At 71.5% G+C, this 24,844-nt stretch carries 24 protein-coding genes and 1 pseudogene; 14 read left to right on the top strand and 11 right to left on the bottom strand.

From position 1 onward, the window contains the following. Positions 1-23: 23 nt before the first annotated feature. Positions 24-1,220, top strand: a complete 1,197-nt coding sequence (locus AB0G63_RS06765) for a DUF2786 domain-containing protein (RefSeq protein WP_360745348.1) — start codon at positions 24-26, stop codon at positions 1,218-1,220. 27 nt (positions 1,221-1,247) lie between these two features. Here AB0G63_RS06765 and AB0G63_RS06760 read toward each other — a convergent pair whose 3' ends face one another. Continuing rightward, positions 1,248-1,772 carry a DUF4232 domain-containing protein gene (locus AB0G63_RS06760; RefSeq protein WP_360745345.1) on the bottom strand — a complete coding sequence of 175 codons (525 nt, stop codon included), beginning with the start codon at positions 1,770-1,772 and terminating at the stop codon, positions 1,248-1,250. A gap of 173 nt (positions 1,773-1,945) precedes the next feature. Next, the gene (locus tag AB0G63_RS06755; RefSeq protein ID WP_360745342.1) at positions 1,946-2,392 is read right to left on the bottom strand and encodes a hypothetical protein; all 447 of its coding nucleotides are present in this window, start codon (positions 2,390-2,392) and stop codon (positions 1,946-1,948) included. Between AB0G63_RS06755 and AB0G63_RS06750 the strand changes: the two genes are divergently transcribed. Continuing rightward, on the top strand, positions 2,385-2,516 hold the full coding sequence (locus tag AB0G63_RS06750) for a hypothetical protein (protein ID WP_360745339.1): 132 nt from the start codon (positions 2,385-2,387) through the stop codon (positions 2,514-2,516). The two genes, AB0G63_RS06755 and AB0G63_RS06750, sit on opposite strands and share 8 nt — an antisense overlap. A gap of 497 nt (positions 2,517-3,013) precedes the next feature. Next, positions 3,014-3,232, top strand: coding sequence for a DUF397 domain-containing protein (locus tag AB0G63_RS06745; protein WP_324784534.1), 219 nt, complete (start codon positions 3,014-3,016; stop codon positions 3,230-3,232). A gap of 172 nt (positions 3,233-3,404) precedes the next feature. Here AB0G63_RS06745 and AB0G63_RS06740 read toward each other — a convergent pair whose 3' ends face one another. Next, positions 3,405-3,989, bottom strand: a complete 585-nt coding sequence (locus tag AB0G63_RS06740; protein ID WP_360745336.1) for an ATP-binding protein — start codon at positions 3,987-3,989, stop codon at positions 3,405-3,407. Positions 3,990-4,322: 333 nt separating this feature from the next. Between AB0G63_RS06740 and AB0G63_RS06735 the strand changes: the two genes are divergently transcribed. The 3 genes from AB0G63_RS06735 (at position 4,323) to AB0G63_RS06725 (ending at position 7,345) form a co-directional block, all read left to right on the top strand. Further along, complete coding sequence (locus AB0G63_RS06735; RefSeq protein ID WP_360745741.1) at positions 4,323-5,147, top strand: helix-turn-helix transcriptional regulator; 825 nt, start codon at positions 4,323-4,325, stop codon at positions 5,145-5,147. Positions 5,148-5,228: 81 nt separating this feature from the next. Beyond that, positions 5,229-6,689, top strand: a complete 1,461-nt coding sequence (locus tag AB0G63_RS06730) for an aldehyde dehydrogenase family protein (protein WP_360745333.1) — start codon at positions 5,229-5,231, stop codon at positions 6,687-6,689. 119 nt (positions 6,690-6,808) lie between these two features. Beyond that, the gene (locus AB0G63_RS06725) at positions 6,809-7,345 is read left to right on the top strand and encodes a DinB family protein (protein ID WP_360745330.1); all 537 of its coding nucleotides are present in this window, start codon (positions 6,809-6,811) and stop codon (positions 7,343-7,345) included. 30 nt (positions 7,346-7,375) lie between these two features. On the opposite strand, the gene AB0G63_RS06720 is transcribed toward AB0G63_RS06725, so the two are convergent. Next, complete coding sequence (locus AB0G63_RS06720) at positions 7,376-8,788, bottom strand: glutamate decarboxylase (RefSeq protein ID WP_360745327.1); 1,413 nt, start codon at positions 8,786-8,788, stop codon at positions 7,376-7,378. 247 nt (positions 8,789-9,035) lie between these two features. On the opposite strand from AB0G63_RS06720, the gene AB0G63_RS06715 reads away from it, so the two are divergent. Together AB0G63_RS06715 and AB0G63_RS06710 are read left to right on the top strand one after the other, a co-directional pair. Next, entirely contained in the window at positions 9,036-9,806 is a 771-nt protein-coding gene (locus tag AB0G63_RS06715; RefSeq protein ID WP_360745324.1) for a MerR family transcriptional regulator, read from the top strand. Positions 9,807-10,048: 242 nt separating this feature from the next. Beyond that, a complete protein-coding gene (locus tag AB0G63_RS06710; RefSeq protein ID WP_360745321.1) occupies positions 10,049-10,987 on the top strand; it encodes a VTT domain-containing protein in 939 nt (312 codons plus the stop codon). A gap of 25 nt (positions 10,988-11,012) precedes the next feature. Here the strand turns inward: AB0G63_RS06710 and AB0G63_RS06705 are convergent, their stop codons facing one another. Together AB0G63_RS06705 and AB0G63_RS06700 are read right to left on the bottom strand one after the other, a co-directional pair. Then, the gene (locus tag AB0G63_RS06705) at positions 11,013-12,674 is read right to left on the bottom strand and encodes a threonine/serine exporter family protein (RefSeq protein ID WP_360745318.1); all 1,662 of its coding nucleotides are present in this window, start codon (positions 12,672-12,674) and stop codon (positions 11,013-11,015) included. 111 nt (positions 12,675-12,785) lie between these two features. Then, positions 12,786-13,277 (bottom strand): inorganic diphosphatase, encoded by a 492-nt coding sequence (locus AB0G63_RS06700; protein ID WP_029394330.1) that lies wholly within the window; start codon positions 13,275-13,277, stop codon positions 12,786-12,788. 79 nt (positions 13,278-13,356) lie between these two features. On the opposite strand from AB0G63_RS06700, the gene dacB reads away from it, so the two are divergent. The 6 genes from dacB to folE all read left to right on the top strand — a co-directional run bounded on the left by dacB (position 13,357) and on the right by folE (position 21,267). Further along, positions 13,357-15,057: a D-alanyl-D-alanine carboxypeptidase/D-alanyl-D-alanine-endopeptidase gene (dacB, locus tag AB0G63_RS06695; protein WP_360745315.1), complete on the top strand. Its 1,701-nt coding sequence runs from the start codon at positions 13,357-13,359 to the stop codon at positions 15,055-15,057. A 222-nt stretch (positions 15,058-15,279) separates the two neighbouring features. Then, a complete protein-coding gene (locus AB0G63_RS06690) occupies positions 15,280-16,413 on the top strand; it encodes a zinc-dependent metalloprotease (protein WP_360745312.1) in 1,134 nt (377 codons plus the stop codon). A 233-nt stretch (positions 16,414-16,646) separates the two neighbouring features. Then, positions 16,647-17,672, top strand: a complete 1,026-nt coding sequence (gene tilS, locus AB0G63_RS06685; RefSeq protein WP_360745309.1) for a tRNA lysidine(34) synthetase TilS — start codon at positions 16,647-16,649, stop codon at positions 17,670-17,672. A 53-nt stretch (positions 17,673-17,725) separates the two neighbouring features. Next, complete coding sequence (gene hpt / locus AB0G63_RS06680) at positions 17,726-18,286, top strand: hypoxanthine phosphoribosyltransferase (protein ID WP_324785585.1); 561 nt, start codon at positions 17,726-17,728, stop codon at positions 18,284-18,286. Between the two features lie 185 nt (positions 18,287-18,471). Then, the gene (ftsH, locus tag AB0G63_RS06675) at positions 18,472-20,511 is read left to right on the top strand and encodes an ATP-dependent zinc metalloprotease FtsH (RefSeq protein WP_360745737.1); all 2,040 of its coding nucleotides are present in this window, start codon (positions 18,472-18,474) and stop codon (positions 20,509-20,511) included. 147 nt (positions 20,512-20,658) lie between these two features. Next, on the top strand, positions 20,659-21,267 hold the full coding sequence (gene folE, locus AB0G63_RS06670; RefSeq protein WP_360745306.1) for a GTP cyclohydrolase I FolE: 609 nt from the start codon (positions 20,659-20,661) through the stop codon (positions 21,265-21,267). A gap of 131 nt (positions 21,268-21,398) precedes the next feature. Here the strand turns inward: folE and AB0G63_RS06665 are convergent, their stop codons facing one another. The 5 genes and pseudogenes from AB0G63_RS06665 to folP form a co-directional block, all read right to left on the bottom strand. Next, entirely contained in the window at positions 21,399-21,887 is a 489-nt protein-coding gene (locus tag AB0G63_RS06665) for a DUF3180 domain-containing protein (protein WP_360745303.1), read from the bottom strand. A 68-nt stretch (positions 21,888-21,955) separates the two neighbouring features. Further along, positions 21,956-22,567 (bottom strand): 2-amino-4-hydroxy-6-hydroxymethyldihydropteridine diphosphokinase, encoded by a 612-nt coding sequence (gene folK / locus AB0G63_RS06660; protein ID WP_360745300.1) that lies wholly within the window; start codon positions 22,565-22,567, stop codon positions 21,956-21,958. Beyond that, positions 22,564-22,923 (bottom strand): dihydroneopterin aldolase, encoded by a 360-nt coding sequence (gene folB, locus AB0G63_RS06655; protein ID WP_360745297.1) that lies wholly within the window; start codon positions 22,921-22,923, stop codon positions 22,564-22,566. The genes folK and folB overlap by 4 nt, the downstream gene beginning before the upstream one ends. A 252-nt stretch (positions 22,924-23,175) precedes the next feature. Further along, a complete protein-coding gene (locus AB0G63_RS06650) occupies positions 23,176-23,679 on the bottom strand; it encodes a nuclear transport factor 2 family protein (protein WP_360745295.1) in 504 nt (167 codons plus the stop codon). A 242-nt stretch (positions 23,680-23,921) separates the two neighbouring features. Then, positions 23,922-24,782: pseudogene (gene folP / locus AB0G63_RS06645) on the bottom strand (dihydropteroate synthase); the annotation flags it as partial. Between the last annotated feature and the right edge of the window lie 62 nt (positions 24,783-24,844).

The raw sequence follows: 24,844 nt of genomic DNA, 5'->3' as shown, positions 1-24,844 counted from the left end.
GTGGGGCGTGTCAGGATCGAGGGGTGAGCAGCACGACCACCGGCACTGTCGACCGCGCCTTCCGGGCCGCCCTGTACGACGACAGCGACGCCGCCCTCGACACGGGCGCGTCGGTGCTCGCCGCCGACCCCGCGGCGGACGCCGAACTCGAACGCCGGGGAAGGGGGTTCGTTGCGGCGGCCTGGCAGCGCGGGTGGCAGCCCGCCGACGTCGTACGGATCGTGCGCCGCGAACTGGACGACGTTCACGTACGCCTGGTGTCGTCGCTGATCCGTGCGCAGGCGCCGGACGACCGCCCGCGCGGTCCGCGTTGGGCCGCGCAGTTGGAGGACTTGGCCGCCGAAGCAGCCGAAGCGGGTGAAGCGGGCGAAACAGCCGAAGCGGTCGGCTCCGTCGACGCCGCCGGGCCGGGCGGGGCCCTCCGTCCTCCGCCCCGCACCGACCGCTTCTCGCACGCCACCGCGCTGCTGGAGCTGTACCGCCTGCTGCTGCGCCTGCCCGCACTCGAACCGCTCGACGAGCGGGAGCCCGCCGCCCGGCAGTCCCGGCCCGAGTCCCGGATGCTGGCGCGCGTCCGCGCGTTGCTCGCCAAGGCGGAGGCGACGGCCTTTCCGGAGGAGGCCGAAGCGCTCACCGCCAAGGCGCAGGAGCTCACGGCCCGCTACAGCCTCGACGAGGCGCTGCTGTCGGCGGCGGCGCCCGCCGGGGACGCCCCCGGCGCCTGCCGCGTCGGTGTCGAGCCGCCGTACGAGCAGGCCAAGGCGGTGCTGCTGGACGCGGTCGCCACGGCCAACCACTGCCGTGCCGTGTGGAACGAGGCGTTCGGCTTCTCCACCGTGGTCGGCTTCGAGGCCGACCTGGAGGCGGTCGAGCTGCTGTTCACCTCGCTGCTGGTGCAGGCCCAGTCGGCGATGACGAAGGCGGAGGCGGCCCAGCGCAGGGGCGGCCGCAAACGCACCAAGACCTTCCGCCAGTCCTTCCTCGCGGCCTACGCCCACCGCATGGGCACCCGCCTCGCGGCGGCCGCCGGGACCCAGGTGACCGACGACCTGCTCCCCGTCCTGGCCTCGCGCGAGGTCGCGGTCGGCGACCGGCTGGACCGGATGTTCCCGGAGACGACCACGACCCGGCTGCGCGGAGTCGGCGACGAGGCCGGCTGGACGGAGGGCACCGAGGCCGCGGACCGGGCGCGGGTGACGGACCGGCCGCGGCTGCCGTGAGGCGGGACGTCAGCCGTCGGCTTGCTGTCAGTCGCCGGCCTGCTGGAAACCGGTCACCGAGGCGTCCGGCCCGCCCGCGTCGCCCTTGACCGCGACGTCGCCGTACGACCAGGTGAAACTGTGGTCGGCGGAGGAGCCGGGGAGGGTGAACGTCGCGGTCTTCACCGGCAGGCTCTTGGCGCCGCCCGCCTCGCCGCGCACGTAGGTGAGGGTGAAGGATGCGGTCGAGCCCTTGGCGAGGGTGAGCTTCCCTCCCTTGGCGGCCTGGTCCGACGGCACCGCGGCGGAGGTGTTCCCGGCATGCAGGCCGACGCCGGGGAAGCCCGCCAGCGTGCACTCGGTGCCGCGGTTGGTGAGCGTGACGGTGACGTTGCCGGTGTCTCCGGCGGCCGGGGCGGGGCTGGCGGCAACCTGCACGCCGAGGCCGTCGAGCGTGCAGGCGCCGCCGGCCTTCGGTGTGCCCTTGTCGCCGCCGTCGCTCCCGCCGTCGTCGCAGGCGGTCAGCAGCAGGGCCGCGGCGAGAGCGGCGACGGTGATCGGGGTGGCGCGCATGTGGGTCCTTCGGTGCTCAGGGGGCGTGATGGTGCTTCGGGGCGGCGTGACGCCGGTGATCGCGTCCAAGGATCATCGCCCACGAGCCCACGAGCCCACGAGCCCACGAGCCCACGAGCCCACGAGCCCGCGAGCCCGCGAGCCCACGACCACGAGCTGGTTGCCCGGGCGCCCTACGACCCGAGAGTTGCCGTCGGCAGACCCGAAGGCAGCGTGCCGCCCTCCGACTTGGTGTACGTCTCCTGGCCGAGACCACCCGACCAGGTGATCTTCAGTGACGTCTTGTTGACGGAGTCGACCGTCCCCGTCGCCCGGTCCTTGCTGCCGTCCGTGCAAGTGAGCCGGATCGTCCGCGCGCCGGACTCCTTGCCCGCGGTGCCGCTGCACACCGTCCCGCCGGTCGAGAACAGCCCGGCCTGCCGGCCGTTGACCACCAGCGCCACGGCCTTGCCGCCGGTCGTGGCCAGCCAACTGCCCTGCAGTTCGTCGGACGTGGCCGTCGTCCCGCCGCTGCCGCCTCCGGTGTCCGCGGTGGCCGTGGCGGACGCGGACGCGCCCGAAGTGGACGAGGAGTCGTCCGAGGAGTCGCCGTCGCCGCCGCACGCGGTCAGCGTGAGCACGCCCACCAGCCCCGCGGCCGCTGCCGCGATCCGCACCGGCGACACCGGCCGGCGTGACACCGTGCGCGACGAACGCGGGAAGCGCGAGAAGATCGCCGAAGTCACTGCAAGCTCCAAGCTGTAGCGGGTTGGCCCGAACGCCCGCAGCAAGCTACCAGTGCAGGCCGCCCCCGCCATGGGGAGCGGCTGTGAGATTTCCGGGATCGCGGGATTCCCGGCGCCTCCCCGCGTCTCCCCGCGTCTCCCCGCTCTTCGAGCGGTCGCGCGAACCCGTCACGTGGACGCTGGAACAGGAAGGCCCCGGCGAGCGTCTCTTCCTAGTACACGAGGAACGCGGGTGCGCGCGAAGCGCGGCCCCGACGACCCGCACGCACGACGGGACAGGTCACGGGCGGGGACCGAGACCGCAGGTGATGGGAATCCCGGACGGTGCGCTGGATCAGAGGGACCACCGCGCAGGGCGCATCTGTAACCGCGGCAGCACCCCTCGTGCACGTGCATCTGCTCGCGCAGCTGCACGTGAACGCAGCTATGATCCGGATCAGTTGACCACTGCATCTTCGGCCCCAAAGGCCACGGCACCACCAGGAGCAACCTGTGGACCAGGACGTGTACAACGGCATGGCGGCCACACAGCTGGACGGGGTGGCCTGGCAGAAGAGCCGGCACAGCAACTCGCAGGGCTCCTGTGTGGAGTTCGCGCGGCTGCCCGGCGGCGACGTGGCAGTGCGCAACTCGCGCTTCCCCGAAGGGCCCGCGCTCGTCTACACGCGCGCGGAGATCGAGGCGATGCTGCTCGGGGTCAAGGACGGCGAGTTCGACCACCTGATCGTCGGCTGACCGCCACGGGATTCCGTGGCGCCCGCGGCACCCACAACGCCCGCGGCGCCCGCAGCCCCTGCGGCACCCACAACGCCCGCCGCACCCGCCGCACCCACAGCGCCCGGTACCGCCCGGCGTGACCCGTAGTGATCGGTGCGTCACCCTCCGCCACGCGCGTAGAACCGCGGCGTCAGAAGACGCCGCGGTCCGTCATGCGCCGCGCCGCCGGTATGGCGGGTGCTGCGGGCGCCGCGGGTGGTGCCGGCGACAGCATGAACAGCGCCCAGACGACTTTGCCGCCGAACGCGCCCGCCAGCGGGTGCCAGCCCCAGCCGTCGGCGAAGGATTCGACGAGGAGCAGCCCACGGCCCGACTCCGCGGAGAAGTCGTCCGCGTCGCCGGCCACCGGGGTGCCGTCGCTGAGGTCGCGCACCGCGCACACCAGCCGTCCGGACCACCGCATCAGGTGCAACCGCACCGGCGCGTGCTGTCCCGACGCGCTTGCCGCACCCGTGCCCGCCACCGCACCCGCCCCCTCCGGCAGCGCGTGCCGCAGAGCGTTGGTCACCAGTTCCGAGACCACCAGGCAGACGTCGTCGTAACGGTCGCCGGCGCCCCATTGGTCGAGTGTCGCGCGGGTGAACCGCCGTGCCTCGCGCACCGCTTCGTAGCGGGCGGGCAGGGCGCAGGAGGCGGCGTCGGACGCGGCCGCGGGATCCAGCGGCGGAAGGCCCTGCCGTAACGGCTCGAGCATGGTCGATCCATTCGTCCCCATGCGAGGCACTCCCGGGATTTCGCGGTCGTTGCGATGCAGCGGTGGCGCGAGTCCATGGTTTCGGATGCGCAGGGCAGATGCAAGGGCAGATGCACGTGCACGTGACCGAATTGGATGCCCACGTACCGCTTACTGGCCATTTTTTCCGTCACCTTCCCTCCCTTCCCTTGCCACAACCTTCCTCCTTCCTGCGCAGAATCTCTGGGTTCCTTCCGTCTCTGTAATCGGACGAGTACTGCTCGGAGTGTTTTAGTGGCAGACTGCGGCCCCTGAACACGGTTGGGGAGGCTGGCGAAAGTGAGCGCGGGAGAGCCCGGATCGGTGGTGCGGCGCATGCTGCTCGGCTCGCAACTCAGGCGGCTGCGTGAGTCCAGGGGGATCACGCGGGAGCAGGCGGGGTACTCGATCCGCGCCTCGGAGTCGAAGATCAGCCGGATGGAGCTGGGCCGGGTGAGCTTCAAGACGAGGGACGTGGAAGACCTGCTGACGCTGTACGGCATCACGGACGAGACGGAGCGCACCTCGCTGCTCTCCCTCGCCCGGGAGGCCAACGTCGCGGGCTGGTGGCACAGTTACTCGGACGTGCTGCCGAGCTGGTTCCCCACCTATGTGGGGCTGGAGGGCGCGGCGTCCCTGATCCGCGCCTACGAGGTGCAGTTCGTGCACGGGCTGCTGCAGACCGAGGCGTACGCCCGGGCGGTCGTCGGACGCGGCATGCGGGGCGCGAGCGAGGCCGACATCGAGAAGCGGGTGGCGCTGCGCCTGGAGCGGCAGAAGTACCTGGTCGCCGAGAACGCCCCCGAGTTCCACGTCGTGCTCGACGAGGCCGCCCTGCGCCGCCCCTACGGCGACCGCGAGGTGATGCGCGGTCAGCTCCAGCACCTGATCGAGATCTCCGAACAGCCCAACGTGCGGCTGCAGATCATGCCGTTCGGCTTCGGCGGTCACTCGGGCGAGAGCGGCGCGTTCACGATCCTGTCCTTCCCCGAGTCGGACCTGTCGGACGTGGTCTACCTCGAGCAGCTCACCAGCGCGCTCTATCTGGACAAGACCGAGGACGTCACCCAGTACGAGAGGGCCCTCAAGGAGCTCCAGCAGGACAGTCCCGGACCCGGCGAGAGCCGTGATCTTCTCCGGGGTCTCCTCCAACTCTCTTGAAACATAAGTACGATGACGTGTGATCAGACCGTGATGGAGATCTGTCGAAGATCTGGTGTCTGCTAGTGATTGAGGGATCACATGTCGTCCTGCTTCAACGACCTGGCTCAGCAGTACATCGACGGTGAGTGGCGTCCGGGAACCGGTTCCTGGGACATCATCGACTTCAACCCGTACGACGGCGAGAAGCTCGCGTCGATCACGATCGCCACGGTCGACGAGGTCGACGAGGCGTACCGGGCGGCGGCCCGCGCCCAGAAGCAGTGGGCCGCTACCAACCCGTACGCGCGCCGTGCGGTCTTCGAGAAGGCGCTCGCGCTGATCGAGGAACGCCAGCAGGAGATCACCGAGGTGATCATCGCCGAGCTCGGCGGCACCCACCTGAAGGCCGGCTTCGAACTGCACCTCGCCAAGGAGTTCCTGCGCGAGTCGATCCACCTGGCGCTGCGCCCCGAGGGCAAGATCCTCCCCTCGCCGGTCGACGGCAAGGAGAACCGCCTCTACCGGGAGCCGGTCGGCGTCGTCGGCGTGATCAGCCCCTTCAACTTCCCGTTCCTGCTGTCCCTCAAGTCGGTCGCGCCGGCCCTCGCGCTCGGCAACGGCGTGGTGCTCAAGCCGCATCAGAACACCCCGGTCGTCGGCGGCTCCCTGGTCGCGAAGATCTTCGAGGACGCGGGCCTGCCGGCCGGCCTGCTCAACGTCGTCATCACCGACATCGCGGAGATCGGCGACGCCTTCATCGAGCACCCGATCCCGAAGGTCATCTCCTTCACCGGCTCCGACAAGGTCGGCCGCCACGTGGCCACCGTCTGCGCCGCGCAGTTCAAGCGCACGGTCCTCGAACTCGGCGGCAACAGCGCCATCGTGGTCCTCGACGACGCCGACCTCGACTACGCGGTCGACGCCGCCGTCTTCAGCCGGTACGTCCACCAGGGCCAGGTCTGCATGGCCGCCAACCGCGTGCTGGTCGACCGTTCGATCTACGAGGACTTCACCGAGAAGTTCGTGGCCAAGGTCAAGAGCCTCAAGGTCGGCGACCCGCGCGACCCGGAGACCGTCATCGGCCCGGTGATCAACTCCTCGCAGGCGGAGGCGCTTTCGGCGGTCGTGACGCAGGCGATCCAGGAGGGCGGGACGGCCTGGTCGCACGGCACGACCACGGGCAACCTGGTCACGCCGACCGTCCTGCTCGACGTACCCCTCGACTCGGCCCTGCTCCGGCAGGAGGTCTTCGGGCCCATCGCCTTCCTCATCCCCTTCGACGGCGAGGAGGAGGCGGTGCGCATCGTCAACGACACGCCGTACGGTCTGAGCGGCGCCGTGCACACCGGTGACGTCGAGCGGGGCGTGGCCTTCGCCAGGCAGATCGACACCGGCATGTTCCACGTGAACGACGGCACCGTGCACGACGAGCCGCTCGTCCCCTTCGGCGGCGAGAAGAACTCGGGCGTCGGCCGGCTCAACGGCGAGACGACCCTGGACGCCTTCACCACGCTGAAGTGGATCTCGGTGCAGCACGGGCGCAGCCGCTTCCCGTTCTGACCCCTCCCTTCGGGTGTTCCTCCCAGCCACGGGCCCTTGCGGACAGAACCTGACCGCAAGGGCCCGTAGCTTCGTCGGTGTCAGGGGAAAGTCCCCGGCACCGACGAAAGGCGGCGGTCATGGTCACTCACGTGCGAGCCGAGACGCGGGGCGACGAGCGCGGGGCGCTCCTGGCCTTCCTCGCCGAACAGCGCGGCGGCATCCGGCGGGCGGTACTGGGGCTGACCGAGGAGCAGGCCGCGAGCCGGCCCAGCGCCAGCGAGCTGTCCCTGGGCGGGCTGGTCAAGCACGTCGCCGAGGTCGAGCAGTACTGGACCGCCCTCGCCAAGGGCGAACCGCCGGCGGTCAAGCGGGACGAGTCGAACTGGGACGAGTGCTTCCGGTTGGCCGACGGCGAGACCCTCGCCTCCCAACTGGCCTACTGGGAGCAGGTCGCCGCCGAGACGGAGGCGTTCATCCGGTCCGCCCCGAGTCTCGACGACACCTTCCCGCTGCCGAACGCCCCCTGGTTCCCGCCGGACGAGGCCGTCTCGCTGCGCTGGCTGTGCCTGCACCTGATCCGCGAGACGGCCCGGCACGCCGGCCACGCCGACATCATCCGCGAGTCGCTGGACGGCAAGACGGCGTTCGAGCTGGTCACCCTCGCCGGAGACTGAGGCCGTCGGACGGGGGCGGGGCCTTGGGGCCTAGTGATGGAACCCGGTGGCCGCCTGCCTGTCCCGGGTCACGGGATGCCGCTGCCGCCGCAGTTCCGGCAGCAGCCGGGTCAGGTCCTCCATGAACAGGTCGGCGAGGTCGGCGGAGAAGCCGTTGCGGCACACGATCCGCAGCACGGACAGGTCCTCGCGGTTCGGCGGGAAGGTGTACGCCGGCACCAGCCAGCCGCGCTCGCGCAGCCGCCGGGAGACGTCGAAGACGTCGAACGCGTCGACGTCCGGGGCCGTCGTGAAGGCGAAGACGGGCAGCTGGTCGCCCCGGGTCAGCAACTGGAAGTCGCCGAGCGCGTCCACCCGCTCGGCGACGCTCCGGGCCACGTCCCGGGTGGTCTGCTGCACCGCCCGGAACCCCTCGCGGCCCAGCCGCAGGAACGTGTAGTACTGCGCGGCCACCTGGGCGCCGGGGCGGGAGAAGTTCAGGGCGAAGGTGGGCATGTCGCCGCCCAGGTAGTTGACGTGGAAGACGAGTTCGTCCGGGAGCGCCTCCTTGTCGCGCCACAGCGCCCAGCCGACGCCCGGGTAGACCAGGCCGTACTTGTGCCCCGAGGTGTTGATGGACGCCACGCGCGGCAGGCGGAAGTCCCACACCAGGTCCTCGTCGAGGAAGGGCGCGATCATGGCGCCCGACGCGCCGTCGACGTGCACCGGGATGTCGAGGCCGGTGCGCTCCTGGAGGTCGTCGAGCGCGGAGCACAGGTCGGCGATCGGCTCGTAGGACCCGTCGAAGGTGGAGCCCAGGATGCCGACGACCCCGATGGTGTTCTCGTCGCACAGCTCCGCCGCGGCCTGCGGGTCGATGTGGAAGCGGTCGCCGTCCATGGGCACCTGACGCGCCTCCACCTCCCAGAAGTTGCAGAACTTGTCCCAGCAGACCTGGACGTTGACCCCCATGACGAGGTTGGGGCGGGCCTCCCGTGAGGGGTAGCGGTCTGCGTTGCGCCGCGCCCAGCGCCGCTTGAGCGCCATCCCGGCCAGCATGCACGCCTCGCTCGACCCGGTCGTCGAACAGCCCACGGCCGCCGCCGGGTCGGGCGCGTTCCACAGGTCGGCGAGCATCGACACACAGCGCCGTTCCAGCTCGGCGGTGCGCGGGTACTCGTCCTTGTCGATCATGTTCTTGTCCCGGCAGTCCGACATCAGCACGCCGGCCTGCGGTTCCATCCAGGTGGTGACGAAGGTGGCCAGGTTCAGCCGCGCGTTGCCGTCCAGCATCAGCTCGTCGTGCACCAGCTGGTACGCCGTCGACGGCGACAGCGGGGTGTCCGGCAGCCGGTGCCTGGGCGGGGCGTCCGTCATGCCGCCGACCGGGTTGGCCTCCCCGTAGAAGGGGTTGACGGACATCGGACGCTCGTCGGGCTTGCCGGGACCTCGGTGGAGCGGCATGGGCGTGTCTCCAGACAGTCGGGTCGGACGACCGGGGGCGCGTGGTCGCGCCCCCGCACAGCTAGTTGGGCACCGCCGGATCACCATAAGCAGACCGGGCGGATGCGGCGGGCGAAGCACCGCGGGGCGTAACGGGCGCCGCGGCCGGGAGGACCGGAGAACCGACTTGGAGGACGGGAGAACCGACTTGCACCTCACGTGGCGTGAGGCCGCACGGTGGTGGCGTACCGAGAAGGGAGCGGAAGCGGTGAGCTACTCCGTGGGACAGGTCGCGGGCTTCGCCGGCGTCACGGTGCGCACCCTGCACCACTACGACGACATCGGCCTGCTCGTCCCGAGCGAACGCAGCCGAGCGGGCCACCGGCGCTACAGCGACGCCGACCTCGACCGGCTGCAGCAGATCCTGTTCTACCGGGAGCTCGGCTTCCCGCTCGACGAGGTCGCGGTCCTGCTCGACGACCTGGCCACCGGCAGAGGTGACCCGCGCGCGCACCTGCGCCGGCAGCACGAACTGCTGACCGCCCGGATCGAGAGGCTGCAGAAGATGGCCGCGGCCGTGGAGCACGCCATGGAGGCACGCACGATGGGCATCAACCTCACGCCCGAGGAACGGTTCGAGGTGTTCGGCGACAAGGACCCCGAGCAGTACGCCGAGGAGGCGGAGGCACGCTGGGGCGGCACCGCGCGGTACGCCGAGTCGCAGCGCCGGGCCGCCCGCTACACCAAGGAGGACTGGAAACGGCTGCAGGCAGAGGTCGACGACTGGAGCGAGCGCTACGCCGCCCTCATGGCCTCCGGCGAGCCCGCCACCGGTGAGGCGGCCATGGACCTGGCCGAGGAGCACCGCCGGCACATCTCCCGCTGGTATTACGAGTGCCCGTACGACATGCACCGCTGCCTGGGCGACATGTACGTCTCCGACGAGCGGTTCAAGGCGTTCTACGACGCCATGCGGCCGGGACTCGCCGAGCACCTCAGGGAGGCGATCACGGCGAACGCCGACCGCGCCACCCGGTGAAGCGCGGCTTCGGCCCCTGGTGAGCGGCGGCTCCGGCATCCGGTGAGCCGCGGCTTCGGCACCCGGTGAGCGGCGGCTTCGGCACCGGACGGAGTCGCCCCGGGGGCCCTCGGCTTTGTACCGGCTGTCGCACAGGGCATCCTGGAGGCACCGGTGGAACCCGGGGCGGACACATTGCGTTGGTAGCTTTGTGCGGCCGCACAAGGATGCCGTACCCGCCCACCCCTCAGGAGCCCGGAACCGTGACGACGCTGGCCCTCGGCCCGAACTGGCTGGATCCGAACTATCTGCTCGACACGTTCGGCATCTGGGGCCTGCTCCTCATCGTGTTCGCGGAATCGGGCCTGCTCATCGGGTTCTTCCTGCCCGGCGACTCGCTGCTGTTCACCTGCGGCCTGCTGATCACCGCGGGCACCCTGGACTTCCCGCTGTGGGCGGCCGTCGCGCTGATCTGCCTCGCGGCGGTGCTCGGCGACCAGGCTGGCTACCTCTTCGGCAAGAAGGTCGGCCCGTCCCTCTTCACCCGGCCGGACTCCCGCCTGTTCAAGCAGGAGAACGTCACCAAGGCGCACGAGTTCTTCGAGAAGTACGGCGCCAAGTCGCTGGTGCTGGCCCGGTTCGTCCCGATCGTGCGGACGTTCACGCCGATCATCGCGGGCGTCAGCGGCATGCGGTACCGCTCGTTCATCACGTTCAACGTCATCGGCGGCGTCATGTGGGGCGCCGGCGTGACGCTGCTGGGCTCCTGGCTCGGCAACGTGGGCTTCGTCCACAAGAACATCGAGGCGATCCTCATCCTGATCGTCCTCGTCTCGGTGATCCCGATCATCATCGAGTTCCTGCGGGCCCGCTCCAAGAACAAGAACGCCCGGCCCGAGCCCGCCGCCGCCCAGCAGCAGCCCCAGCCCCCGCTGATGGACGACGCGACCACCCAGCTGCGCCGCGTCCCGCCGACGGCGGACCGACAGCAGCAGGCCCAGCAGCAGCCGTACCGGGACCAGCCGTACCAGCAGGACTACGGACAGCAGCAGCCGTACCAGCAGGACTACGGCCAGGACTACGGCCAGGACTACGGGCAGCAGCCCTACGCCCAGCAGTACCCGCAGCAGACCTACCCGCCCCAGCAGCCCTACGGCGACCAGCGGGACCAGCAGCAGTACCCCTACAACGGCGGTTACTAGGAGAACGCGGCCGGACCCGGCGGCACTAGAAGCCCCGGGTCCGCTTCGCCGCCCGCCGCTTCTCCGCGGACCCGATCCGCAGGAACAGCCGGGAGATCTCCGACCCGAGGTTGACCCCGATGGCGATGGCCATGGCCAGCGAGGCCGCCGTGGCCAGCGACACCAGCCCCTTGTTCACGTCGTTCTGCGCGATCGCCAGCAGCCCGAAGTACGTCGCCGACCCCGGCAGCAGCGGCCCGATCGCCGCGGTCGTGTACGGCAGCGCCGAGGCGAACCGGTACCGCGACAGCAGCTGCCCGAACAGCCCCACCAGCCCGGCCGCGGCGGCCGTGGAGGCGACCGGGGACAGACCGCCGGCGTAGTGCATCGCGCCGTACACCGACCACGCCACCCCGCCGTTCAGGGTCACGGCGAGCACGGTGGACCGCTCCTGCTGCAGCAGCACCGCGAACGTCAGCGACAGCAGCATCGACGCGGTCAGCTGCCACAGCGGCCGCTCCTCGATGCTCAGGCCGGCGTCCGGGTTGAGCTTGGCGCCCAGGTTCACGCCGAAGTACAGGACGACCAGCACCCCGACGACGATGCCGACGAAGAGGTACATCACCTCCAGCAGGCGCGCGGAGGCGGTGATGTAGAAGCCGGTCAGGCCGTCCTGCACGCCCGCCACCAGCGCCCGTCCGGGCAGCAGCGCGAACAGTCCGCCGGTGATGACCGCGGACGCCTTCACGTCCACGTGGGCCACCGTCAGCGCGACGCCGATCGCGGCCGGCGGCATCGCGGCGACCGTGAACTGGTAGAACTCCGGCAGCCCCCGGCCCGCGCACAGCCATGCCAGCCGGTCGCCGAGCATCGCCCCGATCGCGGCCGCCACGAACACCGGCGCCCCGCCGCCGACCAGCACGGAGGCCGCCCCCGCCAGCAGCCCGCTCGCCGCCGTGAGCACCCAGGTCGGGTACGGGTGCCGGTTGCGGCGGATCTCCGCGAGCCGCCGGTAGGACTCCTCCAGCGAGATGTGCGTCACCGGGTCGCTGAGGTCGTCCACCAGCTGGAACACGGCCGCCAGCCGCGTGTAGTCGGTGGCCCTGCGGCGCACCGTGCGCGACGCGGTCACCGGGTCGTCCACCAGCGACGGCTGGTACGAGATCGACAGCAGCGTGAAGGTGACGTTCGGCTCGCAGCGGTCCAGGCCGTAGGACCGGCACACCGCGAACATCGCGGCCTCCACGTCCTCGGCGCCCTCGCCGCCCGCCAGCAGCAGCTCGCCGATGCGCAGGGTCAGGTCGAGCACGCGCGGGACGGCCGGACCGCCCTCCTCGGTCTTCGGGGGCGGCTCCGGCGCCGGACGCTCGGCCACCGGCATGCGCAGCATCGTGCGCATCCGGTCCTGCCAGGGCACGTCCTTGGTCAGGCTGACCACCGGGACACCGCCGGGCGGCGTGAACGCGGGCGGAGCGTGCCCCGCGCTGTAGGTGCGCGGCGGGCTGAAAGCCGACCCCTCGGCCTCCGCGCCGGACTGCTGCGGCACGTCCAGCCCTCGGGGCACGGCGAACTCGGACGTGGTCTCCGGCTCGCCTCCGCCTCTCGGCACGGCGAGCCCGCTGGGAATCGCGAACTCGGACGTCGTCTCGGCCTCGAACGTTCCCCTGACCTCGTCCGACAGCGGCTTGCGGCCCTCCGCTTCCGTCACGCACTGCTCCCGCTACGCACCTCCGGTACGCCCCAGTATGCGCACAGAGACGCCCGGAAACGCGGACGGGCCGCACGCGCGCGCGTGCGGCCCGGTTGTGCGCGGCGGGTCTCAGTGACCGCCCTGCTCCTTGAAGCGCTTGTAGGACCGCTCGATCTCGGCCTCGGCGTCGGTGCGGCCGACCCAGTTGGCGCCCTCCACCGACTTGCCGGGCTCGAGGTCCTTGTAGACCTCGAAGAAGTGCTGGATCTCCAGGCGGTCGAACTCGGAGACGTGGTGGATGTCACGCAGGTGCTCCACGCGCGGGTCCGTCGACGGCACGCACAGCAGCTTGTCGTCGCCGCCGGCCTCGTCCGTCATGCGGAACATGCCGATCGCGCGGCAGCGGATGAGGCAGCCCGGGAAGGTCGGCTCGTCCAGGATGACCAGCGCGTCCAGCGGGTCGCCGTCCTCGCCGAGGGTGTTCTCGACGAAGCCGTAGTCGGTCGGGTAGGCGGTCGAGGTGAAGAGCCGACGGTCCAGGCGGATCCGACCGGTCTCGTGGTCCACCTCGTACTTGTTCCGCGAACCCTTCGGAATCTCGATCGTGACGTCGAACTCCACCGGTGGCTCCTCCATGATCAGCACATAGTTCTGGTGGTTAAGTGTCCCTCACGCAGGTGTGTGATCGCGAAAGGGGCTGGTGGTCGTGCCCGAACTGAGGCCTTGGCGGGCCGCGAGACCGCATGTGGCGCGGATCGCGGGTGCCGTACGACCCCGTGTGGCACGGGCCGCCGGGACCGTACGACCGCGTCTGGCACGGGCGACGGACGCCGTACGGCCACGTCTCGCGCGGGCCGCGGACGCCGTGCGGCCGCGTCTGGCGCGGGCCGCGGACGCTGCGCGACCGCAGCTCGCTCGGATCACGAGGCCGGGCACCGGCAAGACCTGGCAGTACACCGCGGGCGCCGCCACCGCCGGTCTGGCGCTGACTGCCGCGGTGGTGACCGCCGCGGGCCCGTGGGACTCCACCGGTCAGCGTACGGCCGAGCGGGACCGGGCAGTCGCCCTGGAGCGCACGGGTGGCGCAGATCACGGGCGTCGTGACGATTCATCCGGTTCGTCCGATGAATCCGGATCGTTCGGTGCGGCCGACGGGGCGCCCCGCCCCGCCCCCAGCGCCGCCGCCGTCCTGACCGGCCTCGGCGGCGCCACGGGCCCCGCCGAGGCCGCCCCGCCCGCGAAGGCCCTCGCCGCGGTCCTGGACCCGCTCCTGGACGACCCCGCGCTCGGCCGCCGCCACAGCGCCGCGGTCGTCGACGTCGCCACCGGCGAGCGCCTCTACGGCGCCGGCGCCGACGACGCCCTCACCCCCGCCTCCACCACGAAGATCGCCACCGCCGTCGCCGCCCTGTCCGCGATGGGCGCCGACCACCGCCTCACCACCCGCGCCGCCCTGGAACCCGACACCGGGGAACTCGTCCTGGTCGGCGGCGGCGACCCCACCCTGACCGCCCGCGGAGGCGACTCCGGAGGCTGGGCGAGCCTGCGCACGCTCGCCGCGAAGACGGCCGCGGCCCTGAAGAAGCGCGACGTCCACCGCGTCACCCTCTCCTACGACACCACCCTGTACACCGGACCCGAAGTCCACCCGATCGGCGTCAACGACAACCTCGCCCGCGTCACCGCCCTGATGACCGACGAGGCCCGCACCGACGACTCCTCCAGCGGCCCCGCCCCCCGCGTCGCGGACCCCGCGGCGGACGCGGCCCGCGCCTTCGGCGCCCTCCTGGAGGACCACGGCATCAAGGCCACCTCTCCGGGACCCTCCAAGGCCACGAACCGCGCCGAGAACCTCGCCGCCGTGTCCTCGCCCCCGCTCTCCGCCCTGGTCGAGCGCATGCTGACCAACAGCGACAACGACATCGCCGAGGCCCTGGCCCGCCAGACGGCCGTCGCGACGGGCCGCCCGGCGAGCTTCGACGGCGGCGCCGCCGCGATCGCCGCCCGGCTCAAGGCGCTCGGACTGCCGGTCGGCAAGGCCGCCTTCCACGACGGCAGCGGCCTGGACCGCGCCGACCGCCTCACCGCCGGCCTGCTCACCGCCCTCCTGGCCGAGGCGGGCGACACCGGCCACCCCGAACTGCGCCCGGTCCTCACCGGCCTGCCCGTGGCCGGCTTCACCGGCACCCTGAGCAGCCGCTACACGGACGGCGCGGCAGGCGTCGTACGGGCCAAGACGGGCACGCTGACCGGCGTGAACACCCTCGCCGGGACCGTCGTCGACCGCGACGGCCGCCTGCTGTCCTTCGCGTTCCTGGCCTCGGACACGGTCAGCGCGACGGCGGCCCAGACGGCCCTCGACCGAACGGCCACGGCGCTGGCGGCCTGCGGCTGCGGTTGACGGCCGGGCGGCCTGGTGGGCTGTGCCTGCGCCTGCGCCTGCGCCTGCGCCTGCGCCTGTGCCTGTGCCTGTGCCTGTGCCTTGGCTGTGGTGGTGGCGGCCGGGCAGTCGGGCGGGCCGGCCTCCGCGCCTCCGCTGCCGTCGACGGCCGGGCGCCCCGGTGGGCCGTCCCCGCGCCTCCGCGCCCTGCCCGCGGCGGGGACGCTCACGTACCGTTGACGCATGACGAGCATCGGTGGTGCTGCTTCTTCTGGGATGGTCGACTGGAACCTCGCGGTGGCGACCGCGACCCGGCTCGTACGGCCGGGCCCCGACGTCAGCCGCGACGAGGCCCGGGCCGTCGTCGCGGAGCTGCGCCGGCACGCCAAGTCCTCGGAGGAGCACGTCCGGGCGTTCACCCGGATGGGCACCGAGGAGATCCACGACACGCCTGTCCTCGTCGTCGACCGGCCAGGCTGGGTCCGGGCGAACGTCGCCGGGTTCCGGGAGATCCTCAAACCGCTGCTCGACAAGATGGAGGCGCGGCGCGGCAACAGTCCGGCGGGCGCGGTCCTCGGCGCCGTCGGCGGCAAGGTCACCGGCGTCGAACTCGGGATGCTGCTGTCCTTCCTGGCCTCCCGCGTCCTCGGCCAGTACGAGACCTTCGCCCCGGCCACCCGCGACCTGCCCGCCGGCGGGAACGGCGGCGGCCGGCTGCTGCTCGTCGCCCCCAACATCGTCCACGTCGAACGCGAACTCGACGTCGAGCCGCACGACTTCCGCCTGTGGGTGTGCCTGCACGAGGAGACGCACCGCACACAGTTCAGCGCGGTGCCGTGGCTGCGGGACCACCTCGAGGGCGAGATCCAGTCGTTCCTGGCCGAGACCGACGTCGACCCGGTGACGGTCCTGGAACGCGTCCGGGACGCCGCCCAGTCGCTCGTCGGCGGCCGCCCCGAGGGCGAGGAGGACGACGGCGGACGGTCCTTCGTGGAACTCGTCCAGACCCCGGCCCAGCGCGAGATCCTCGGCCGCCTCACCGCCGTGATGTCCCTGCTGGAGGGCCACGCCGACTTCGTGATGGACGGCGTCGGCCCGGACGTCGTGCCGACCGTCGCGGAGATCCGCGAGAAGTTCCAGCAGCGCCGCGCCAAGGGCGCCTCCCGGCTGGACATGGCCCTGCGCAAGCTGCTGGGTCTGGACGCCAAACTCCGGCAGTACCGGGACGGCGAACGCTTCGTGCGGGCCGTCGTCGACCAGGTCGGGGTGGACGGCTTCAACCGCGTGTGGACCTCGCCCAACACCCTGCCGACCAAGGCGGAGATCGCCGCCCCGGCGGACTGGGTCACACGGGTGCACCGCAAGGCGGAGCAGTGACGTGAGAGACGGGGACCCCGGGCAAACCCGGAACCCCGTGAACGCCCTGGGAAGGTAGTGAGAAGAAACCGGCCGACGGCAGAAGGACGCCCCGCCAATCACCCGTCCGAGGGACCGTGAGCCAGGGGTAGGCGTGCAATGCTCGGGTAACGCCCCGGTTCTGTCACCATCTACACACTCTGAGTGACCGGGCTCGGGGCTCACCCCCGACAACTTCATGAAGGGAACCGGACATGGGTCCCCATCCTGCGGTCGCGGCGATACGCCTGGCGGTCCGCCGCGTCCTCCACGACATCCTCACCGAACACAGCCGTGCCCACGGCGACACCCTGGACGAGCCGCTGCCGGCGCCGCTCGTGCTCGTCGCGTGCTCCGGCGGCGCCGACTCCATGGCCCTCGCCTCGGCCCTCGCGTTCGAGGCCCCCAAGCTCGGCGTCCGGGCCGGCGGCGTCACCGTCGACCACGGTCTGCAGCCCGGCTCCGACCTGCGCGCCGCCGAGGTCGTCCTACGCCTGACCGGCCTCGGTCTCACGCCGGCCGAGTCCGTCGCCGTGACCGTCGGCCGTGCGGGCGGACCGGAAGCCGCCGCCCGCGACGCCCGGTACGCCGCCCTCGACGCCGCCGCCGAACGCCACGGCGCCGCCGCCGTCCTGCTCGGCCACACCCGCGACGACCAAGCCGAAACCGTCCTGCTGGGCCTCGCCCGCGGTTCCGGCATCCGCTCCCTGTCCGGAATGGCCGCGGTCTCGGGGGCCGGCGGCCGTTACCGCCGTCCCTTCCTCGCACTCGACCGGCAGACCGCCCGCAAGGCCTGCATGGTCCAGTCCCTGCCCGTCTGGGACGACCCGCACAACGCCGACCCCGCCTACACCCGCTCCCGGCTGCGCCACGAGGGCCTGCCCGCCCTCGAGAAGGCCCTCGGCAAGGGCGTCGTCGAAGCCCTCGCCCGCACGGCCCGGCTCTCCCGCGACGACGCCGACGCCCTGGACGCCTGGGCCGGGCAGGCCGACGCCACCGTCCGTGACGCGGCGGGCCTCCTGGAGTGCGCCAAGCTCTTCGCGCTGCCCTCCGCCGTGCGCCGCCGCGTCCTGCGCCGGGCCCTCATCGAAGCCGGCTCGCCCGCCGGGTCGCTGTTCGCCGGCCACATCGAAGAGGTCGACCGGCTGATCACCGGCTGGCGCGGCCAGGGAGCCATCAACCTCCCCGGCAAAGTCGTCGCCCGGCGGCAGGGTGGCAGACTGGTGATTCGGCAAGGCTGAATCCTCACCCCTCGCAGGGGGGTGCAGCCGGTGGGATCAACCGACCGAAAGTGATGCGGGTGGACGCGAAAGACATGGGTGCCGACCTTCAGCAGGTACTCATCACCAAGGAAGAGATCGACGCGAAGCTGGCCGAGCTGGCCGCGAAGATCGACGTGGAGTACGCGGGCAAGGACCTGCTCATCGTCGGTGTCCTCAAGGGCGCGGTGATGGTCATGGCCGACCTGGCCCGGGCGCTGTCCACCCCCGTCACCATGGACTGGATGGCCGTGTCGTCGTACGGCGCGGGCACGCAGTCCTCCGGCGTCGTGCGGATCCTCAAGGACCTCGACACCGACATCAAGGGCAAGCACGTCCTGATCGTCGAGGACATCATCGACTCCGGCCTGACCCTGTCCTGGCTGATCTCCAACCTCGGCTCGCGCGAACCGGCGTCGCTCAAGGTCTGCACGCTGCTGCGCAAGCCGGAGGCCGCCAAGGTCGCCATCGACGTGGAATGGGTCGGTTTCGACATCCCCAACGAGTTCGTCGTGGGCTACGGCCTCGACTACGCCGAGAAGTACCGCAACCTCCCGTTCGTCGGTACGCTCGCGCCCCACGTCTACGGCGGCTGAGCCCGTACGGGCCAGTCTTCCGGAGATGATCGGGAACCCCTCGGGGTTCCTCGCCGTTGAAGCAACCAGACGGGTCCGCCAGCCGTTCCGTGCGGCGTCGCGCGACAATGCTGGGGTACCGTCAGAAGAACTGTCTTATCAAACTCACTATGGCAGGAGGGACGGGGCGGCACCGCTCCGTGTGGATGGACGTGAAGCGATACTTCCGTGGGCCGGTCATGTGGATCGTGCTGGCCGTCCTTGCCGTGGTCGTGTTGATGCAGGTCGTCGGCTCGTCCGGCGGCTACAAGACGGTGGACACCGGCCAGGTCGTCGCAGCGATCAACGCCAACAAGGTGGAATCGGCCAAGCTGACCACCGGTGACGAGCAGACCATCAAGGTCCAGCTCAAGGACGGCGAAAAGGTCAAGGGCAGCTCGAAGATCCAGGCGAGCTACATCGGCGACCAGGGCGTGACCATCGCCAACACGCTGCAGACCAAGTACCAGGACAAGCAGATCCCGGACGGCTACACGGTGTCGCCGTCCAAGCAGAACCCGTTCCTCAACATCCTGCTCTCCCTGCTCCCCTTCGTCCTCATCGTGGTCGTCTTCCTGTTCCTGATGAACCAGATGCAGGGCGGCGGCTCCCGGGTGATGAACTTCGGCAAGTCCAAGGCCAAGCTCATCACCAAGGACACCCCGAAGACGACGTTCTCGGACGTCGCGGGCTGTGACGAGGCCGTCGAGGAGCTTCAGGAGATCAAGGAGTTCCTGCAGGAACCGGCCAAGTTCCAGGCCGTCGGCGCCAAGATCCCCAAGGGCGTGCTGCTGTACGGCCGTCCCGGCACCGGCAAGACGCTCCTCGCGCGCGCCGTCGCCGGCGAGGCCGGGGTGCCCTTCTACTCGATCTCCGGTTCCGACTTCGTCGAGATGTTCGTCGGCGTCGGCGCCTCCCGCGTCCGCGACCTGTTCGAGCAGGCCAAGGCGAACGCCCCGGCGATCGTCTTCGTCGACGAGATCGACGCGGTCGGCCGCCACCGCGGCGCCGGCCTCGGCGGCGGTCACGACGAGCGCGAGCAGACGCTGAACCAGCTGCTCGTCGAGATGGACGGCTTCGACGTCAAGGGCGGTGTGATCCTCATCGCCGCCACGAACCGGCCCGACATCCTCGACCCGGCCCTGCTGCGGCCCGGCCGGTTCGACCGCCAGATCGCGGTCGACCCGCCGGACCTGCAGGGCCGTCTGGAGATCCTCAAGGTCCACCAGAAGGGCAAGCCGGTCGCCCCGGACGTCGACCTCGCCGCCGTCGCCCGCCGTACGCCGGGCTTCACCGGCGCGGACCTGTCGAACGTGCTGAACGAGGCGGCCCTGCTGACGGCCCGCAGCGACAAGAAGCTGATCGACAACGCCATGCTGGACGAGGCGATCGACCGCGTGGTGGCGGGCCCGCAGAAGCGGACCCGGATCATGTCGGACAAGGAGAAGAAGATCACCGCGTACCACGAGGGCGGACACGCCCTGGTCGCGGCGGCCTCGCCCAACTCCGACCCGGTCCACAAGATCACCATCCTGTCCCGCGGCCGGGCCCTCGGCTACACGATGGTGCTCCCGGACGAGGACAAGTACTCCACGACCCGCAACGAGATGCTGGACCAGCTGGCCTACATGCTGGGCGGCCGCGCGGCCGAGGAGCTCGTCTTCCACGACCCGACCACGGGCGCGGCCAACGACATCGAGAAGGCCACGGCCACCGCCCGCGCGATGGTCACGCAGTACGGCATGACCGAGCGTCTCGGCGCGATCAAGTTCGGCGGCGACAACACCGAGCCGTTCCTCGGCCGTGAGATGGCTCACCAGCGCGACTACTCGGAAGAGGTCGCCGCGCTGGTCGACGAGGAAGTCAAGAAGCTCATCGAGAACGCGCACAACGAGGCCTGGGAGATCCTGGTCGAGAACCGCGACGTCCTCGACAACCTGGTGCTGCAGCTGCTGGAGAAGGAGACGCTGGGCAAGGAGGAGATCGCCGAGATCTTCGCCACCATCGTCAAGCGCCCGCCGCGGCCCGCCTGGACCGGTTCCTCGCGGCGCACCCCGTCCACCCGCCCGCCGGTGCTCTCCCCCAAGGAGCTCGCACTGACCAACGGTGCGAACGGCGCGACCCCGGCGATCTCCACCGCCAAGTCGACGGCGACGGAGCACTCCCCGGTGACCGAGCCGGCCCCCGAGGAGCGCCCCGAGACCTGATCGGGCACCTCGACCGGCCCCACCGGGCCCGGAATGGATGCCGCGCCCCCCAAGGTTCTAGCCTTGGGGGGCGCGGCATTTCATTTCGTATGCACGCAGACCAGGCGCGTGGCCCCGCGCGCGACCCGCACAGGAACGAGGCAGCACATGACCGACCCCGTGACGCTGGACGACGGCGAGCGCGCGATCGGCGAGTTCGACGAGAAGCGCGCCGAGAACGCCGTGCGTGAACTCCTCCTCGCGGTCGGCGAGGACCCCGACCGCGAGGGGCTGAGGGAGACGCCGGCGCGGGTGGCGCGGGCGTACAAGGAGATCTTCGCGGGCCTGTGGCAGAAGCCCGAGGACGTGCTGACCACCACGTTCGACCTGGGGCACGACGAGATGGTGCTCGTGAAGGACATCGAGGTGCTGAGCTCGTGCGAGCACCACCTCGTGCCGTTCGTCGGCGTCGCCCATGTCGGGTACATCCCGTCCGCCGACGGGAAGATCACGGGCCTGTCGAAGCTGGCCCGTCTCGTGGACGTCTACGCCCGTCGGCCTCAGGTGCAGGAACGTCTCACCACGCAGGTCGCCGACTCGCTGATGCAGATACTGGAGCCGCGGGGCGTCATCGTCGTCGTCGAGTGCGAGCACATGTGCATGTCGATGCGGGGCGTCCGCAAGCCCGGGGCCAAGACCATAACGTCGGCGGTTCGCGGCCAGCTGCGCGACCCCGCCACCCGCAACGAGGCGATGAGCCTGATCATGGCGCGCTGAGCCCGATCATGGTGCGCTGAGCCCGATCAGGGCGCGCTCAGGCTGATCATGGCGCGCTGAGGCTGATCATGGCGCGCTGAGGCTCCGCCCCGTCACGCCGGGCCCCTCACGGCCCCGTCACGCCGGGCCCCTCACCGCGCCGGGGCCGCTCCGGTGCCGTTGTGTTCGTCGTCCTCCGGGAGTCTGCAGACGCGCTCCAGGAACAGGGCCGCGGCCACGACGGCGATGCCCGCGACGACGGAGAAGCCGGCGTAGACGGCCTGGTCGCGGCGGGCGGGGATGTCCAGGAGTTCCAGGAGGAAGACGCCCGTGCCGCCGTACATGCCGGCCACGAGGGCGGCTACCAGGGCGCTGGACTGGCCGAAGACGACCGCGCGGGCCGCCATCAGCGGGTCGACGCCCTTGGCCTCGGGGCGGCGTTCGCGCTGGGCCTTGAGGCGGGCGCGGATCGACAGCGCAGTGGCGAGCAGGACGACGGCGATCAGGGCCAGGACGATCGGCGCGGCCAGCGGGACGCTGGGCAGGGTCCCCACCGAGTTCCAGAGGCGGGCACCGGCCCAGGACAGGACGCCGGCCACGACGAAGACGCCGGCCAGCATCCTGATGCGCAGCTCTTTCACGGTGTCCCTTCAGCTCCCCCGGACCGGTCCCGGACTGTGCTCTTCCTGGCTCGTCTTGACCTTAACGGCTATTCGGGCAGGTGAAGTTCCAGGTCCTTGCGGGGTGCGACGCCTTCGCGTGTGACGGCGTCGAGGAGGCCGGCGACCGTGCCGCGGCCGGGCAGCTGGGCGTCGGGCTCCACGTCGTGCCAGGGGGCCAGCACGAAGGCGCGCTCGTGGGCGCGCGGGTGGGGCAGGGTGAGGTGCGGGTCGTCGGAGAGCACACCGTCGTAGGCGACGATGTCGACGTCCAGGGTGCGGGCGCCCCAGCGTTCGTCCCGTACCCGGTGGAAGGCATCCTCGACCGCGTGCGCCCGCTCCAGCAGGGAGGACGGGGGGAGGGTGGTCTTGAGGACCACCACGGCGTTGAAGTACGACGGCTGGCTGCCCGGCTCGACGCCCCACGGCTCCGTCTCGTAGACGGGGGAGACCGCCTTGACGCGGACGCCGGGGGTGTCCTCCAGGGCGTCGACGGCGCCCTGGAGGGTCTCCAGGCGGTTGCCGAGGTTCGAGCCGAGGGAGATCACGGCGCGTTTGGGGTTGTGGAGGGTGGTGTCGGCGGCGTCCACCTGCTGCACCACGGAGGCGGGCACCGGCTGTACGGTCGGGTCGCTGTGACCCTTGGCGAAGGGCGCGCTCATACTCGGCTCCGGGTGATGGTGACGGTCACGTCGTCGAAGGGCACCGTGATCGGCGCGTCCGGTTTGTGGACGCAGACCTCGACCTCCTGGACCCCGTCGTGCCGCAGGCAGACGTGGGCGATGCGCTCGGCGAGCGTCTCGATGAGGTTGACCGGCTCGCCCTGGACGACGGCCACGACCTCCTCCGCGACGATGCCGTAGTGCACGGTCTTCGCCAGGTCGTCGTCGGCGGCGGCCGGGCGGGTGTCCAGGCCGAGGACGAGGTCCACGACGAAGGTCTGGCCCTCCTCGCGCTCCTCGGGGAACACACCGTGGTGCCCGCGGGCCCTCAGGCCGCGCAGCGCGACACGATCCACGCGAATCACTCCTGCAATCGTCGGTGACGGCCGGTCCGTACCCCGTGCGGGCGGCACACCGGCTGCGAACGAATCTACCTGCGGGCACTGACAGGGCCGGGCCGCGGGGGCGCGGGCCTGTGCCGGGGCCGGGAGTCTTCATCGTGCGTTCTCCCGGGGGAACCCGGCGGCTCACCGGTCGGTAGCCGCCCCTACCCAGGGCGCCGTGATTCCAACCACTTCTTGCTCCGGGCGGCCGTCCGCCACGCCCGCTCAGGAGGGGGTGTCCTCCTCCTCGTCCTCGTCGTTCTCGGCCATGACGGGAGAGGCGTGGTGGGACCACAGCTTCCAGCCGTCGGGTGTGCGGCGGAAGACGTTCGTGGCGACCACGAGCTGGCCCACGAGCGGTCCGAGCTCGTCGCCCTCCTCGGGGGCCGGGCCGCCGCTGAGGATGTTCTCCGTGCAGGTCACCACGGCGGTGTCGCCGGTGACGGAGACGTGCACGTCGGTGAGGAAGAACTGGATGTAGTCGGTGTTCGCCATGATCAGCGCGTACGACCGCAGGACCTCGCCGCGGCCGGTGAGCACGGGCCAGCCCGGATGCACGCAGGAGATCACGCCGGTGTCGGCGGGGTCGTGGTACTCCTCGTCGACACCGAGGTCGGCCGGGGTGAGCCAGAGCGAGGCGAGCTCCTCGAAGTCGCCGCGTTCCAGCGCTTCGTAGAAGGCCGTGTTGGCGGCCTCGACCTGTTCGACGTCGGTGTGGGGGGCGCTCACCGGGCTCCCTCGGGGGATCCGCCGCCCGGTGCGGGGGAGTGCGCGCCGGGCGCCCGCTCGGAGGTTCGCGCCCCGCTCGTGGTGCCTGCGCCGGGCGCACCCGCCGAGGCTGGCGCCCCGCTCGTGGTGTCCGCTCCAGGTGTACTCGCCGAGATTCGCGCCCCGCTCGTGGTGTCCGCGCCGGGCTTGTGCTCCGACGCATGCGCCGGGTGTGTGTCATCGGCTCCTGGCGCACCGGCCGCGGAGCGCGCCTCCTCCACGGCGCGCGCGACCCGTACCGCGTCCGCGGTCGCGCGCACCTCGTGCACGCGCACCGCCCAGGCGCCGGCGGCGGCCGCGAGCGCGGACACGGCGGCCGTGGCGGCGTCGCGCTCGCGCGCGGGCGGCGGCGCGCCCTCGGGCCCGGCGAGCACGCGCCCCAGGAACCGCTTGCGGGAGGCGGCGACGAGCAGCGGGTGGCCGAGACCGAGCAGGCGGTCGAGGTGGGCCAGCAGCGTGAGGTCGTGTCCGGCGTCCTTGGAGAAGCCGAGGCCGGGGTCGACGACGACTCGGTCGGGGGCGATGCCGCCGGCCAGGACGGCCTCCACGCGCGCGCGCAGTTCGTCGACGACCTCGGTGACGACGTCGTCGTACACGCCCCTGACGTTGCCGCCCTCCAGGAAGCCGCGCCAGTGCATGACGACGAAGGGGGCGCCCGCCCCGGCGACGACCGGAATCATCGCGGGGTCGGCGAGGCCGCCGCTGACGTCGTTGACGAGGACGGCGCCGGCGGCGAGGGCCCGTTCGGCGACGGAGGCGCGCATGGTGTCGACGGACACGGTGACGCCCTCGGACGCGAGACCGCGCACGACCGGGACGACGCGCCTGAGTTCCTCGGCCTCGTCGACGCGGGTGGCGCCCGGGCGGGTGGACTCGCCGCCGACGTCGACCAGGTCGGCTCCCTCGCCGACCAGGTCCAGGCCGTGCTTGACGGCGGCCGTGGTGTCGAAGAAGCGGCCGCCGTCGGAGAAGGAATCGGGGGTGACGTTCACCACTCCCATGACCGCGCAGCGGTCCCATTCCGGTAGGCCCGCGACGCGCCCGCGTCCGCTGTGCTTGCTCATACGTTCAGCGTAGGCCCAGGGCCGGGCCCCGCGGGTCCGGCCGGGCCGCCGTCGCCGCTCAG

Source organism: Streptomyces sp. NPDC020996, from assembly GCF_040641355.1.
Taxonomy (GTDB): domain Bacteria; phylum Actinomycetota; class Actinomycetes; order Streptomycetales; family Streptomycetaceae; genus Streptomyces.
This window is presented reverse-complemented; position numbering and strand designations above follow the sequence as displayed.